Raw genomic sequence first — 14282 nt, forward strand, 5'->3', positions numbered from 1 at the left:
CGCCATCGCAACCAGATATGACCAACTCGCCGAAAGCTTCCTCAGCATGGTCCACATCGCCGCCGCCAGATACTGGCTCAGATTCGTCCACGCCGCCTAGTCGTGCCAGCCCCTTCTAGTTCCACCAACAGCAGTAGAACAGGTCAAGATGCCTTGTTCATACGTTTAGGCTGCCGTTCGTAGCGTTTGATGCCACGCCGCCGCAGGCGATCGCGTTTCCGGCGTTGCAGGGTGACGCCAATTATCGGAGCGGTAGCCAGGAAGGTCAGGGCAATCAGGCCATAGGCCACGGTTTCGCGAGTGATATCGAGCACGTTCTTCCTGATCCGATTAATTACAATCGCGCTCGAACGACGAGCAATGCTATTGACGAATTATAGCGCAAGACGTCAAGCGCACTGGCATTCTAAAGCGGTTTTGCGATGTGCTGAAGATTTTTTACCGGCTATCAACATGTCTACATATATGCGTGTCGACGCGGAATCCGTCTCAACCATTTCCTACTCGAAAGCACGAATGCGCCCCTTCCCATATGCTCGAAACCGCGATTTCCCCTGCCGCTATCCCAAAAGTTCGTGCTTTCGAGTAGGAATAGGCGATGACCTTATCCCCCCCCTCGCCTCCCCCTGCCCCACCGCGCAAAGCGCGCAAGTCCGATCCCGGGGCGGTGCCGCAGCGTGACCTGTTTCGGCTCGACAGCCCATTAACCGGCGAAATCCGGGGTGAGCGGTCGTTGATGGCGTTTCCCTTTTTCGCGCTGGCCAAGAACGCCTGGCGCAAGCCGCTGAGCTATGAGCATGCCAATGTGTCGATCGAGGTGCGCCCTTCGGCCAATGGCGTCGCCACGATCTATGACAAGGAAATCGTTCTATATATTGCCAGCTTGATGGCGGCGAAAATCGAGGCCGGCGAGGAAGTCGCACAGGATTTCATCTTCACCGCGCATGATCTGTTTTCGGTTACCGGTGCCAATCATTCGGCGCGCTCCTACCAGCGGCTGTCCGATGCGCTCGAGCGGCTGCAGGGGACGCAGATCAAGACCAATATCGAAGCCGGCGGCGAAGGCGAGGAAGGCTTTTTCTCATGGCTGTCCGAAGCCAAGCTACATTATTCGCGTACGCGCACCGGCGAGCGGCGGCTGAAGGCGGTCAAAGTGCGGCTATGCGACTGGCTGTTCCGGGCGATCCTGCGCGATCGCCAGGTGCTGAACTATGCCGCCACCTATTTCCATCTGGGGCCGATCGAGCGACGCATCTATGAAGTCGCGCGCGCGACCGAGGAGGATGGCCGGCTCGAGATCGATTTGCCGACCTTCCGGCTGCAGATCGGCTATCAAAACCCGCTCGCCAATTTCCGCAATACGCTCAAGACGATAGCCGCAGCCGACGCTATTCCTGACTATCATGTCGCGTTGGTCGAGGAAGCGCCCGATGATCACCCCCCGCGTCGCGGCCGGCCGGCATCGTCGATCCGCGTGGTCATTACCGCACGCACGCCGCAGCTGGCGGGACCGGACACTGAGCCGGGTCTCGCACCAGACAACGAATCGAACAGCGAATCGGGCGACTGAACGATCGGCTATTTCCTATCCGAAAGCACGAAGTCGCGCGGGCATTCCTACCCGAAAGCACGAACTTTAGCGGCAATTCCTATTCGAAAGCACGAATCCAACCGCATTTGATACTCGAAAGCACGAACTTTTTCGGTATTTCATACTCGAAAGCACGAACCGTGAACACTTTCCAAGTTGGATTTTAGCTGCGACATCTACTTCCCTGCCCCGCCACCCGGCGGGCGCTTCGATATCGTCGACGCGATAGCAGCGATAAGGGAATGGCCGTGATCACATAAAGGAAAGCCCGGCACGAGGCCGGGCATCCCAGGATTGATGAAACGACGTTTGGCGACGTCGTAGCTGTGCCTCACACAGTTGTCTTCATACCTGCGAATCCAACTCGGTTCAAGGATGCGCGCTCCGCGCCACGATATTTATCGTCCTTTTTTGGTCCCGGCCCCGGCATAAGGGGGACGGAAGATGGGATTGCATAGCCTGAACGCAGCCACTGCGCTGGCGATGGGGCGGATCGCTGCGCGGCGGCCATTGCCCAGCGGTGGCGCGCATCGCACCGGCGCGCCGGTACTGCGCAACAGCATCGAGGCGGGAAGCTTCGAGCATCATTTCTTTGCGGTGCCGCCCAAGGGGGAGCCCGACCGCCTCGTCCGCATGGCGCGCGCCGCGCTCGATACCGGACGGCGGCTGAAGCGTGAGCATCGCCAGGGCAAGGATCTAAGCCAGGCCGAGCGCGCGCTGGCGGCGATGACCGCTGGTGCGGTGCGCGTGTTCGAGGAGCTCTGCATGCTCGCGCGGGTAAATCAGGGCCGCGTCTATCCAAGCTATGATCATCTGGCGGCCGCCACCGCGCTTGGCCGCGCCACCATTGCGCGCGCGCTGACGGTGCTCGAGGCGGCGGGCTTCCTGGTTCGCCAGCGGCGGTTCGCGCGGGTGAAGAACGAAGGGCTAGGCCCGCGCTATGTTCAGACATCGAACGCTTATCGCGCGATCCTGCCCGCCCGTATTCTGGGCCTGTTGCCGCGATGGCTCCGCCCTGCCCCGCTGCCGGATGATGTCCTGGCGCATCAGGCGCAGGAGGCTGAAGCCCAGCAGCGGATGCGGGCGCAGCTTTCATGTCGTGAACTGGCGGCGATCACCGCCGATGGCATGTTGGGCAGCGTGCTCGCAAAGCTTGGCGCGGCGATTGATTCACGCGAGTCTCAAAACCATCCGCAACCGCTAATGAAATCTTATAATAGTGCTCATGCAGCGTTGGCCTAGTCGGCCAACAATCCAGCCTGGCGGCCCAGCGTGAAGCAAGCCCCAGCAAAACACCACACACGATGAATCTGCAGCAACTGCAGGACGCATCGGCTGCGCCGACGCGATGCTCTCCGATGAGAGCAAGCGGTTTGGACGGTATGTGTAGCGGCTACCGGCAGTGCTGGCTGCACGGATGGGATCAGCGTGAGCCGAAGCCGGTGAGGATGGTTTTGATCGTGCGGACGACGATCAGCATATCAAGCCAGAAGGTGAAACGGCTGATGTAGAAGAAATCGTAGCTCAGCTTGCGCATCACGTCATCAATGCCGGTGACATGCCCCTGATTGACCTGCGCCCATCCCGACACGCCCGGCCGAACGATATGGCGATAGCGATAAAAGGGAATTTCGCGCTCATACCATTGCGATAACGCCTCGGCCTCGGGCCTCGGGCCGATCCAGCTCATTTCGCCGCGCAAAATGTTGAAGATCTGCGGCAGTTCGTCGATCCGCTGGCGTCGCAAATGCCGTCCCAGGCGGGTAATACGCGGATCATTCGGCGTGGTGATCGCAATCTGTTGCTGGCCGACGCTGTCGGTATCCGCCAGATACATGGTCCGAAACTTCCAGACGGTGAATATCCGCCCGCGATAGCCCACCCGGCGCTGGCGAAAGAATATCGGCCCGGGCGAATCGGCCTTCACCGCCAGCGCAATGACCAACATGGTAGGCAAGGCCAGGGGAAGCAGTGCCAGCGCGACCACCCCGTCCAATATCTGTTTTGCCGTCAGATAAGTCGGGTTGGGGATCAAGGAGCCAAAGGCATTTTCCGACAGTCGCTCCATCTGCACCTGGCCGGTCAGCGATTGGCGAAGCTGTTTATAATGCACCACCGATATGCCCGCGAGCGCACATTCGGCCAGGAATCGCTCCCATTCGGGCGGCAGATCATAGTCGAAATCGGCGACCAATGTCGTGCAGTGCCTGGGAAATTCAGGTCTGTTGAGCCGGGTCCAGTCGATGCTGTCGATTGGATAAAGGCTGTCGACGCCGCCCATGGGCACCACCGCGATGCTCAACTGCTGCTGCCGCTGGATCATGAAATAGACGAGGTAATACCAGGCCACCGAAAGGCCGAACCCGGTGATCAACAACGGACGGCTATAGTGCAGGCGCAGCATGAAAAGCACGACGAACACCGCAACGAAGGTCGAGGCGAAGACCGGCAGGACATAATAGCTGGCACGAATGCCCGGAAACGCGATCAGGTTACGGAACAGCCAAAAGCCAAGCCAGGCTGCAGCGAAGTTGCCCAGAATCGACGTCGCAAACAGGTCGAGCTGCAACAGCAAAGGTTCGATCGCCGCGGCAGTGCTGGAGGGCAAGACGACTGCGAATAACAGCCCCCCGCCCAGCTGGACGCTGCCGCGCTGCCACAGCCCGCCTGGAATCGGCGTTTTTCTGGTGCGGCTACAAGCGCCAGCGTCGTACATGGTCGAACGCTGGCGATGGCGGGATGATGTTCTTGAGGTCGCCGAACACGCCGCCGGGTAGCAGCAGCGCGGCGAGCTGTTCGGGCGGCAGCGCGCGATAGGCGTCATGGGCTACAGCGAGCAGGACAATGTGATAGGTGGGCGTATCGGGCAGTGCGGGCAGTAGTGCCAGTGCATGTTCCTGCATGGCTTCGCCGGGGTCGGCATGCGGATCGTGCACGTCGACCAGGTGACCGTGCGCGCGCAGTCGCGTGGCGACGTCGGCCACCTTGCTATTGCGAAGGTCGCTGACATTTTCCTTGAAGGTCAGGCCCAGGATCAGCACGCGGGCAGGTGCGGTGATGCCCGCGCACAGGCTGTCGGCGACCCACTCGCCCATGCCGTCATTGATCTGCCGCCCGGCCAGGATCACCGCCGGGCGATGCCCCAGCGCCTCGGCGCAATGGCTTAGATAATAGGGATCGACGCCGATGCAGTGGCCGCCGACCAGCCCGGGCTGAAACGGCAGGAAATTCCACTTGGTGCGCGCGGCGGCCAGCACGTCCCAGATCGACAGGTCGAGCCTGGCCATGATCTGCGACACTTCGTTGATGAAGGCGATGTTGATGTCGCGCTGAGCATTCTCGATCACCTTGGCGGCCTCGGCAGCGCGGATCGAGGCGGCGGCGAAGGTGCCCGCGCTGGTGATCGCGCCATAGACCGCACACAGCCGGGCGGTGATCTCTGGGTTCTCCCCGGCGACGACTTTGACGATGCGATCGACGCCATGTTCTGGGTCGCCCGGATTGATCCGCTCGGGCGAATATCCCAGGAAAAAATCGCGACCGCGCTCAAGGCCCGAAACCTCAGCGATCAACGGCCCGCAAATATCCTCGGTGACGCCGGGGTAGACGGTGCTCTCGAACACGATGATCGCCTGTCGCGAAGGGTCGATCATGCCCGCGACCATGCGGGTGGCGGCCAGCAACAACGTCAGATCGGGGGTGTTAGCGGCATCGACCGGGGTGGGAACCGCGACGATATAAATGTCCGCCGCCGCGCATTGCGTCGGGCAATCAGCCAGCGTGATTGCGGAAGCTGCCAACCGTGCCGGCGCGATCTCGCCGGTTCGATCCTTTCCTGCGCGCAATTCGGCAATGCGGCAGGAATCGATATCGAGCCCAGTCGTGCGGCAACAAGTCGCCAACTGCACGGCAAGCGGCAAGCCGACATAGCCAAGACCGACGACGACAACGTGTAAACCAGCAAGCTTCGTCACCCACCCCCCAAAGCATCACATATTCAGGCATTGGCACGTTGGAATCGGCGATGATCCCGGAAATGAACTTATGTGTTTGTAATAGCCCACTTTATCACGGTTTGCTGTGACCAGCAGAGATGCCCGCCCATAGAGATGGACTAAGAATCAACGCCCGTGCAAGTCAAAACTATCAAGAGACCAAGAGGATTAATGCCGGTATGATATATAACTATCGGGAAGCGCCGTATCTATCGCTTGTTTAGCGCATTACCGATTTTGCGACTAGCATTGCTGCCCATGCGAAATTTCCACATGCTTTGCTGCCGCAGCATCGTGGGTGTCACGCAATGCATGAGGGATCACTACCCTGCCCCGCCATCCATCCATCAGCGAAGCATGCTATTGGCGTTCGACAATCCGACATGTATTGCTGTCGCCGAGTTGCCGTGTCGATTAGTAGATGTGGCAACATGCCTACACCTCGACATCATAGGCGTGTCGACATGTCTGCGTGTTGGGGGAAATAATGCCGGTTATCGCGATCATCAGTCAAAAAGGCGGGGCCGGTAAGACGACGCTGGCGCTGCACCTTGCCGCCACCGCACAACAGGCCGGGCGGGTGTCGCTCGTCATCGATACCGATCCGCAGGCGACCGCCAGCCAGTGGGCGTCCTGGCGAAACGATGCACCGCCCGAAGTGATCGACAGCCCCCCTCCCCGGCTTGCCGCCAAGATCGCCGCGGCGCGTGGCCAAGGTGCCGAGTGGATTGTGATCGATACCCCGCCGCATGCCGACAGCGCCGCGCGTGCAGCGGTCGAGGTCGCCGATCTGGTGCTGATCCCGTGTCGGCCTAGCGCCTTCGATCTGGCGGCGATCCAGACCACGGCCAAGCTGGTCCAACTGCTGCGAAAGCCCGCATTCGTCGTGTTCTGCGCCGGGCCGCCTAATGCGCCGCGAATTTATGAGGAGGCAGGCGAACTGGTCGCAAGCTATGGTACGCTGCCCTGCCCGGTGACCCTGCCCGATCGCGCGGCCTATCGTCACGCATCGGCCGAAGGGCGCACCGTGACCGAAGCCGAACCTACTAGCCGCGCCGCCGAGGAAGTTCGCGAGTTATACAAGTGGACATGTCAGCAGGTCGGCGTGTAGACTAGTCTACAGGTAGAAAACTCGACATGTTGTCGCGTATCGGAAAGTCCATATCATGAGCCGCAAGCCAAGCTTCGCCAATTTGCGCGACCGTGCGCCCGCCCTCGCCTCGGTTCCACAGCCCAACTCCGAACCGGCCAGCGTTACAGCAGCCGATCGGGTAGGGGAGGGGGCCAGCATCCCTCAGCGCCCGGCAAGTCGTGAAGGCCGAAAGCAAATCGCCGGATTTTTCACGCCCGAAATGTCGCTGGCGATGCACATGCTCGCGCGTCGCCAGGACCGAAGCCTTCAGGCGTTGATGGCCGAAGCCTTTAACGACGTGCTGCGAAAATATGGCGAAAGCCCGATCGGCGAGTGATCGGGCTTACGCCCGGTCAATGTTCTTCGACTGCGTTCAGGATCGCGCGGCCATAGGCGGTCTTTTTAAACCGCTCGCCCGCAGCGCGCGCCTCATCAGCAGTTATGAAGCCTTGAAGAAAGGCGATTTCCTCGAGGCAGGCGATCTGTACGCCTTGGCGGTGCTGAATGGTGCGGACGAACTCGCCGGCTTCGAGCAGGCTGTCATGGGTGCCGGTGTCGAGCCAGGCATAGCCGCGGCCCATTTGTTCGACGAACAAATCGCCGGCTTCCATATATAGCCGGTTGATGTCGGTGATTTCCAATTCGCCGCGCGGCGATGGCTTCAGCGTGCGTGCCATTTCGACGACGCGATTGTCGTAGAAATACAGGCCGGTAACCGCATGGTGGGATTTGGGCTTTTCGGGCTTTTCCTCCAGGCTGATCGCCTTGCCACCTTCGCCGAACTCGACCACGCCATAGCGTTCGGGATCCTCGACCCTATAGCTGAACACCGTCGCACCCGATGTGCGCGCGACGGCACTTGCCAGCAGGTCGGTCAGATGTGCGCCGAAGAAGATATTGTCGCCCAATACCAGCGCGACATTGTCGTCACCGATGAAATCGGCACCGATGGTGAAGGCCTGCGCCAGGCCGTCGGGGTTTGGCTGTTCGGCATAGGCGATGTTCAGGCCGAGTGCCGATCCATCGGCGAACAGGCGGCGATAATTGTCGAGATATTCGGGGCTGGAAATGATCAATATGTCGCGGATTCCCGCCAGCATCAGCACGCTGAGCGGATAATAGATCATCGGCTTGTCATAGATCGGCAGCAACTGCTTGTTCACCGCAAGCGTCGCCGGGTGGAGCCGAGTGCCCGATCCACCGGCCAGAATAATGCCCTTCATATGCGTGCTCCGATCAGTTCGTCGAGAATATCGCCAAGGGCTTCCTGCCACGCGCGCGGTTGGATGCCATAGGCCGCGTGGATGGCGGCATGGCTTAGCAGCGAATTGGCAGGGCGTTTGGCGGGGGTGGGGTAATCGGCGGTGGTGATCGGCACCACATCGGCGGCGGGGCCACCGCGCAGTGCCGACTGGCGGAAGATCTCGGCGGCAAAGCCGGCCCAGCTCGTTGCGCCGGCATTGCTGAAATGAAAAGTGCCGGCAGGCGCGGCCTCATCCGCAATCAGGCCAAGCGTGATCGTCATCAAAGTCTGCGCCAGATCGGCGGCGCTGGTGGGGCTGCCGCGCTGATCGTCGACCACGCTCAAACTGTCGCGGCTTTCGGCGACGCGCAGCATCGTCTTGATGAAATTATGGCCGTGCGCCGAGACCACCCATGCGGTGCGGACGATCACATGGCGCGCGCCCGATGTGCGCACCGCAAGCTCGCCGCCAAGTTTCGATGCGCCATAGACGCCGAGCGGCGCGACCGGGTCGTTCACTTCCCACGCGCCGGTCTTGTCACCGGCAAAGACATAATCGGTCGACACCTGCACCAGCGGAATGCCCGCCTTGGCACAGGCTTCGCCGAACGCAGCAGGGGCAAGCGCATTGACTGCCCAGGCGGTAACGACATCGCTCTCGGCCTTGTCGACCGCGGTATAGGCGGCGCCGTTGATGACTGCGGCCCAATCGCGCGAGGCCATCATCGCAGCAATTGCCTGGGTATCGGTCAGGTCGAGTTGGTCCTGATCGACCGCGACAATTTCGAACCCCTGCGGCCAGGCGCAGCGTTGCAGCTCGGTGCCGAGCTGGCCGCCGGCGCCGGTGATCAGGATTGCGCGGGTCTGGCTCATCTCATTCTCCGACATGTCGACAGGACATCTTGTCTACAATCCGACAAGTAGGCAATTTTACGCAGCGACGCCGCGCCGTTCGGCTGCCTTGGCCGCGATCAAAGGCCGCCACCAATCCTCGTTCGCCAGATACCATTCAACCGTTTTGCGGATGCCGGTTTCAAAGGTTTCGGCCGGAGTCCAGCCAAGCTCGTCGCCGATGCGGGTGGCATCAATCGCGTAGCGTTTGTCATGGCCGGGGCGGTCGGCCACTTCGGTCATCTGTTCGGCATAGGGCTTGCCATCGCCGCGCGGGCGAAGCTCGTCGAGGATGGCACATAGCGTGCGGACCACCTCGATATTCTGCCGCTCATTATGGCCGCCGACATTATAGGTGCGGCCCGGCGCGCCGCGTTCGAACACCGCCTGCAGCGCGCGGACATGGTCCTCGACATACAGCCAGTCGCGCACTTGATCGCCCTTGCCGTAGATCGGCAAGGGTTCGCCATCGAGCGCCTTGGCGATCATCAGCGGGATCAGTTTCTCGGGGAAATGATAGGGGCCGTAATTGTTCGAGCAATTGGTGATCAGCACCGGCAAGCCGAAGGTGTGACCCCAGGCGCTGACCAAATGGTCGCTGCCCGCCTTCGACGCCGAATAAGGCGAGCGCGGATCATAGGGCGTTTCCTCGGTAAACAGCCCGGTCTTGCCCAGCGAGCCATAAACTTCGTCGGTCGAGATATGATGGAAGCGGAATGCCTCCTTGTCGGCAGCGTCGAGGGTCAGCCAGTATGCGCGCGCCTCGGCCAGCATCGTATAAGTGCCGACGACATTGGTCTGGATGAAGGTGCCCGGCCCGTCGATCGAGCGGTCGACATGACTCTCGGCAGCCAGATGGGTGATGATGTGCGGGCGAAACCCCTCGATCGCGGCGCGCACTGCCGCTGCATCGCAGATGTCACCCTGGATGAAACGATAGCGGTTCGATGCCGCCACCCCATCGACCGTCGTCAACGTGCCGGCATAGGTGAGCTTGTCGAAATTGAGCACTTCATGATCGGTATTGGCGATCAGGTGCCGCACCAGGGCCGAACCGATGAAGCCGGCGCCGCCGGTGACGAGAATGCGCATGGGTCGTTAGTCCTTCAGGCAAGTGGTGCGAGCGGGCGGCCATCATAGGGGAAGGGGCTGTCGAAATCAGCGAGCAAGGGCTGTATGCGGTCCTTTGCGCTGAGTTCAGGCATCGTTCCTGCCGGTATCGGCCAGTCGATGTCGACACTGTCCCAGCGAATGCCGCCATCGGCATCGGGCGCATAGGTGTCCGAACATTTGTAGCTGACTTCGCAATCGGGCTCGAGCGTCACGAAACCGTGCGCAAAGCCGATCGGGACGAACAATTGATGCCCGTTTTCTGCGGATAATTCGGCGCCGACCCACTGGCCATAGGTTGGCGATCCGTGCCGAACATCGACCGCAACGTCAAAGATCCGCCCACGAACACACCGCACCAGCTTGTCCTGCCCACGCGGTGGTGCCTGGAAATGCAGGCCGCGCAGCGTGAAGGCGGGAGCGGAATAGGAGTGGTTGTCCTGCACGAACCGACAATCAATGCCGATCGCGGCAAATGCGGGTTCGGAATAGACTTCGGTGAACCAGCCACGGGCATCGCCGTGGCGTTTGGGGCGGATCAGCTGGACAGGGGCAGGGGAAGGATGTGCCATGTAAAAAGTGCATATGGAACTAGGGAAGGCATGCAACCGCTTTGCGTGATTGGGCCAGGGTCACATCGTCGCGATAAATTGCGATCGCTTTGTTTCTGATCGACCTGCCCAAGCTGCCGCCGTTCGCACTGACAGCGATCACCAACAGCTCAGACAAGCCCCTCAATAACGCGCCCCACCTGCGCCATCGGGAATAGCACTTGCCGCGTGCGTATCGGGTCGAGCGCGAAATGCGCGGCGACTGCGCCTGCGATGAAGCTGTCGAGGTCGGCAGTAGGCCGCAGATCGCGTCCTTCGTGTAGCGATCCAGTGGCAAGGCCCGGCCAGTCGGCAATCACACGCCCGCCTTTCACCGCGCCGCCCATCAGCATCGCGCTTGCCGCAGTGCCGTGGTCGGTGCCGCCGGTGCCGTTGACCGCGACGGTGCGCCCGAATTCGGTCGCCACCAGCACCATCGTATTGGCCCATTGGCTACCCAGACCGCCACTGATCGCGCCGATCATCGCATCGAGCCCGCGCAATTGCCCGGCGAGCCTGGGCTTTTGGCCGGCATGGGTGTCCCAACCGCCGGTTTCGATCATCGCGATCCGCGCGCCATTGGCGGGCGCGATCAGCCGTGCGCATAATTCGCCGGTCGCGGCGGCGTTGCGGCCATTGTCCGCCGCCAGATCCCCGGTCAGCATCCGTGTTGCCAGCGCCTGGTCCCATAATCCGTGCAGCTGCGCGTCGCCCTGATACAGCATCGACACGCGCTCGATCAGATCGTCCGACGCGCGCGGCAAGTTCGAGGGGGCATAGCTTGCCACGTCGCGCGGCCCTCGCAGCGCCAGCGGGATCGCGGCGGCGATCGCCATCGCGCGGGCGTCTGCCTGCGGCAGCAGCGACAATAGCCGGTTCAGCCACCCGTCCTTGAGCGCATAAGGGCCGTTGCCGCCGCTTTCGAGGACGTTCTGCCCGTCGAAATGCGAACGCTCGCGATAGGGCGAGGCGATCGCATGCGCGAACAACGCCTGACGCGAACCATATAAGGCACCGATCTGCGCCAGCGCCGGATGTAGGGTGAATGTCGAATCAAGCTTCATGTCATCCTGCGCCACATCGGCGAGGATCCCGCGTTGACCCGCAAAGGCCGGGTCGCCGACGGGCACCACGATGCCAAGGCCGTCGGCGGCCCCGCGCTGGATGATGAAGATAAACCGCTTGTCGGTTGGCGCCGCGGCGAAAGCGATGCGGGGGGCAAACAGCGTCGCCGCGCCGAGCAGCCCGCCATGCAGCAGATTTCGTCGATCGATCATCGTCTATCTCCGCATGAAATCGGGCGAAACCAGCAGCAGCGCCAGCCCCTGTGCCGGGCTTTCGGCGCGAGCGACCGCCGCCTGGGTCTGAGGGGAAAGCGTATCGCCGAACAACATGGCCGCCAGCGCGTGCGTATCGCCGGCACCTTGCGCGCGCGAAGCCAATCGTTCGGCGGCCTCGACCCGCCGCATCAGCGCGTCGGGACCTGCCCAGCTCGCGGCGACATCGTCGAACCCTGCCGGCGATCCCGGTCGCCACACCGGCTGCCCCAGTTGCGCGATGTAGCCAAGCACATTGGGGGCGGGGAAGGTTTCGGCCCCAATCGCCCGCATCGCCGACACCGACCATTCCCACGGCGTCTTGAACTTCGAGGGTTCGGGCGACCACGCCTCGGGAGCCTCGATCAGCGCGCGATAGACCGTGGGCAGATTGCCTCCCGATTGCAGGAAGGCGCGCTCCAGGCGAGCTACCAGGGTGGGCGGCGGCGTGTCGGCGACGAAATGGCGCGCGAGTTTGGTCACAAGGTGGCGCGCGGTCGCAGGATGCGTCGCCAGCATGTCGAGCACTGCCTGGGCCTGCGCTTCCCCCGCCTGCGCGAAGCTGCGCCCCAGCACGGTGCGCGTGCCGGGTTCGTGGAGCATCGGCGCGAATGCGAAATCGCCCGGAGACGCGGTTGCCAGTCTGTTGCCCGGCCCGCCGGCGATGCCTCCCACCGTCCAACCTGTCAGCGCGCGCGCCAGTTCGGTGACGTCGGCCTGATCATAGCCGGTGCGGGCACCCAAGGTGTGGAGCTCGAGGATTTCGCGCGCCAGATTTTCGTTAAGCCCGCGCTTGCGCCCATTCGCGGCGGCGCGCTGTCCGGCCACGCTGGCAGGCCCGACCGATTGCGCCTGATCGAGATAGCTCAGCATCGCCGGATGCCGCTCGACCGCGCCCAGCATGTCGGCGAAGCTGCCCAGCACCCACGGGCGGATCGCGTCGAATTCGAAGCTGCCCGCCATCGCGATGACCGGCGGCTTCTCAGCCGAAATCGCGAAATGGTTGGCCCAGAAATGGACCAGGCGTTCGATAAAGGGGGTAGGGGTGGTCAGCGCGGCGGTCGCCCTGGCTGCGACCGATTGGATGTACAAGGTGCGCAGGTTGGACCGCTCGAGCGCGCGTGCCTGCATGGCGGCACTGCGCATCGCAGGCTCAGCCCCGCCGGGCGTTGATGCTGCATCGGCCGTCGCTTCCCCGGTCTGCCGCTGCATCCGCCCCATGCGCGCCGCCTGATAGAATTCGATCAGCGCAGCCGCCGCTTCAGCGCGCGAGGGAGCGGCTGCGATTGCCTGCGGGCGGGCGACATACTGGTCGATCTGGTCCAACAGCCAGACGCGCGGGTTTTCCGGCAAATCGGTTCCCAGTCGGACACCAAGGCCGAAGCGGTTGCTGGCAATGACCGACGCACGCATATACTCGCTCCTGTTCGCGGTGCAGCCTGGGCCTCAACTGTATCAGGACTTTGTCAGCGAAAGGCTTCGTCGCGGTTTTGCGGCAGCTCGTCTCTATGCCAGGGTCAGTTTTGCAGGTTGGCGGTGAACCTATCGGGGACATCGCTCCTGCGAGGCCGAAGCAGTGACGGCGTCGATTGCGGCAAGGATCAGACGGCAGGTATCAGCAGTCCGCGATGCCCGACCGCACAAATTCCACCCCGGCCCCGCTATCCTTTTTCAGCCGGACAACCTTGCAAAGTTGCCAAGAGGCGCCGGACAGTCGCGCATGGAATACATCGCCTACCTGCAGTTGGCCCCCATCTGCCAGCAGCATTCCGGATGTTGATATATTCGATGTCACCGTTTCAAATGGCTCGACTGTTGGACCTTGAATTTCAACCGATATGGCTAAGTTTTGCCGGGGAGCGCGTTTTACAAATCGTTTTCGGGCACAGATAGGCGATGGCGTCATGTTCCAATATAGGACATCTTGTTCCCAAGGCCTGTATCGAACGAATTGAATTCCTTCAGTCGCCGATTTTGGTGAATCGGATTGAAGATGAAGCGTTTACGCCGGGTCCGGTCGCCCCGATCCCGATCCCGATCCCAGCGGCCGCATGCCGCTGCACATGGGCATTTTTCATGCATGATGGGATCGCGGCTTTGACAATGCCCGTTGCTTTACGCCGGCTTAGCAAGACTCTGAATCGTTGCCATTGGCAAGAATAGGCGGAGCCCGTTGGACACTAACGGTTCAAAGCCATAGCTGGTGTAGAGGGCGAGACGCTTTGCTACCTTTTCAGGATTGCCGCAGTCGAGCACGTCGAGCATGACAACCGCGATGCCCAGCGCCTCAGCGGCACCAGCCAATCGCGTCAGGCAATCTACCAGCAAATCGCTACCATAGCCCCTCCCCTGAAAGCGGCTATCGACGCCGATCATCGAAATATAGCCTCTCTTATTCACTGGGCTGCTGCGTG

General features: G+C 61.7%; 15 protein-coding genes. 4 read left to right on the plus strand and 11 right to left on the minus strand.

Annotation, left to right across the window (positions count from 1 at the left end; genetic code table 11):
* Positions 1-143: 143 nt before the first annotated feature.
* Positions 144-314, minus strand: coding sequence for a hypothetical protein (locus QU44_RS18350; protein WP_156141235.1), 171 nt, complete (start codon positions 312-314; stop codon positions 144-146).
* A 284-nt stretch (positions 315-598) separates the two neighbouring features.
* Between QU44_RS18350 and QU44_RS15780 the strand changes: the two genes are divergently transcribed.
* Complete coding sequence (locus QU44_RS15780) at positions 599-1570, plus strand: replication initiator protein A (protein WP_081988112.1); 972 nt, start codon at positions 599-601, stop codon at positions 1568-1570.
* Positions 1571-2035: 465 nt separating this feature from the next.
* Complete coding sequence (locus tag QU44_RS17560; RefSeq protein ID WP_052134979.1) at positions 2036-2833, plus strand: helix-turn-helix domain-containing protein; 798 nt, start codon at positions 2036-2038, stop codon at positions 2831-2833.
* A gap of 181 nt (positions 2834-3014) precedes the next feature.
* Here the strand turns inward: QU44_RS17560 and QU44_RS15790 are convergent, their stop codons facing one another.
* Both QU44_RS15790 and QU44_RS15795 read right to left on the minus strand, forming a co-directional pair.
* Positions 3015-4307 (minus strand): sugar transferase, encoded by a 1293-nt coding sequence (locus QU44_RS15790; RefSeq protein ID WP_052134981.1) that lies wholly within the window; start codon positions 4305-4307, stop codon positions 3015-3017.
* Positions 4285-5565 carry a nucleotide sugar dehydrogenase gene (locus tag QU44_RS15795; protein WP_033923370.1) on the minus strand — a complete coding sequence of 427 codons (1281 nt, stop codon included), beginning with the start codon at positions 5563-5565 and terminating at the stop codon, positions 4285-4287. Before QU44_RS15795 ends, QU44_RS15790 begins: the two co-directional genes overlap by 23 nt.
* Before the next feature lie 508 nt (positions 5566-6073).
* Here QU44_RS15795 and parA point away from each other — a divergent pair.
* Positions 6074-6697 (plus strand): ParA family partition ATPase, encoded by a 624-nt coding sequence (gene parA, locus QU44_RS15800; RefSeq protein WP_033923371.1) that lies wholly within the window; start codon positions 6074-6076, stop codon positions 6695-6697.
* A 55-nt stretch (positions 6698-6752) separates the two neighbouring features.
* Positions 6753-7055 (plus strand): ribbon-helix-helix domain-containing protein, encoded by a 303-nt coding sequence (locus QU44_RS15805; protein WP_033923372.1) that lies wholly within the window; start codon positions 6753-6755, stop codon positions 7053-7055.
* Between the two features lie 16 nt (positions 7056-7071).
* On the opposite strand, the gene rfbA is transcribed toward QU44_RS15805, so the two are convergent.
* From rfbA to QU44_RS15840, 8 genes are all read right to left on the minus strand, one after another.
* Positions 7072-7941, minus strand: a complete 870-nt coding sequence (gene rfbA / locus QU44_RS15810) for a glucose-1-phosphate thymidylyltransferase RfbA (RefSeq protein ID WP_033923373.1) — start codon at positions 7939-7941, stop codon at positions 7072-7074.
* Entirely contained in the window at positions 7938-8834 is an 897-nt protein-coding gene (rfbD, locus tag QU44_RS15815; RefSeq protein WP_033923381.1) for a dTDP-4-dehydrorhamnose reductase, read from the minus strand. The genes rfbA and rfbD overlap by 4 nt, the downstream gene beginning before the upstream one ends.
* 57 nt (positions 8835-8891) lie before the next feature.
* Positions 8892-9944 carry a dTDP-glucose 4,6-dehydratase gene (gene rfbB, locus QU44_RS15820; protein WP_033923374.1) on the minus strand — a complete coding sequence of 351 codons (1053 nt, stop codon included), beginning with the start codon at positions 9942-9944 and terminating at the stop codon, positions 8892-8894.
* Positions 9945-9958: 14 nt separating this feature from the next.
* Positions 9959-10534: a dTDP-4-dehydrorhamnose 3,5-epimerase gene (gene rfbC, locus QU44_RS15825; RefSeq protein ID WP_033923375.1), complete on the minus strand. Its 576-nt coding sequence runs from the start codon at positions 10532-10534 to the stop codon at positions 9959-9961.
* A 149-nt stretch (positions 10535-10683) separates the two neighbouring features.
* Entirely contained in the window at positions 10684-11829 is a 1146-nt protein-coding gene (locus tag QU44_RS15830) for a DUF1501 domain-containing protein (RefSeq protein ID WP_033923376.1), read from the minus strand.
* A 3-nt stretch (positions 11830-11832) separates the two neighbouring features.
* A complete protein-coding gene (locus QU44_RS15835) occupies positions 11833-13281 on the minus strand; it encodes a DUF1800 domain-containing protein (protein WP_033923377.1) in 1449 nt (482 codons plus the stop codon).
* Positions 13282-13483: 202 nt separating this feature from the next.
* Positions 13484-13774 (minus strand): PilZ domain-containing protein, encoded by a 291-nt coding sequence (locus tag QU44_RS19020; protein ID WP_081988113.1) that lies wholly within the window; start codon positions 13772-13774, stop codon positions 13484-13486.
* A gap of 209 nt (positions 13775-13983) precedes the next feature.
* Positions 13984-14282, minus strand: a 299-nt coding sequence (locus QU44_RS15840) for a GNAT family N-acetyltransferase (RefSeq protein ID WP_033923382.1), incomplete at its 5' end; no start/stop codon positions are given.

Origin of the sequence: Sphingomonas sp. 37zxx (assembly GCF_000786205.1) — a bacterium.
In the GTDB taxonomy this organism is placed as follows: domain Bacteria; phylum Pseudomonadota; class Alphaproteobacteria; order Sphingomonadales; family Sphingomonadaceae; genus Sphingomonas.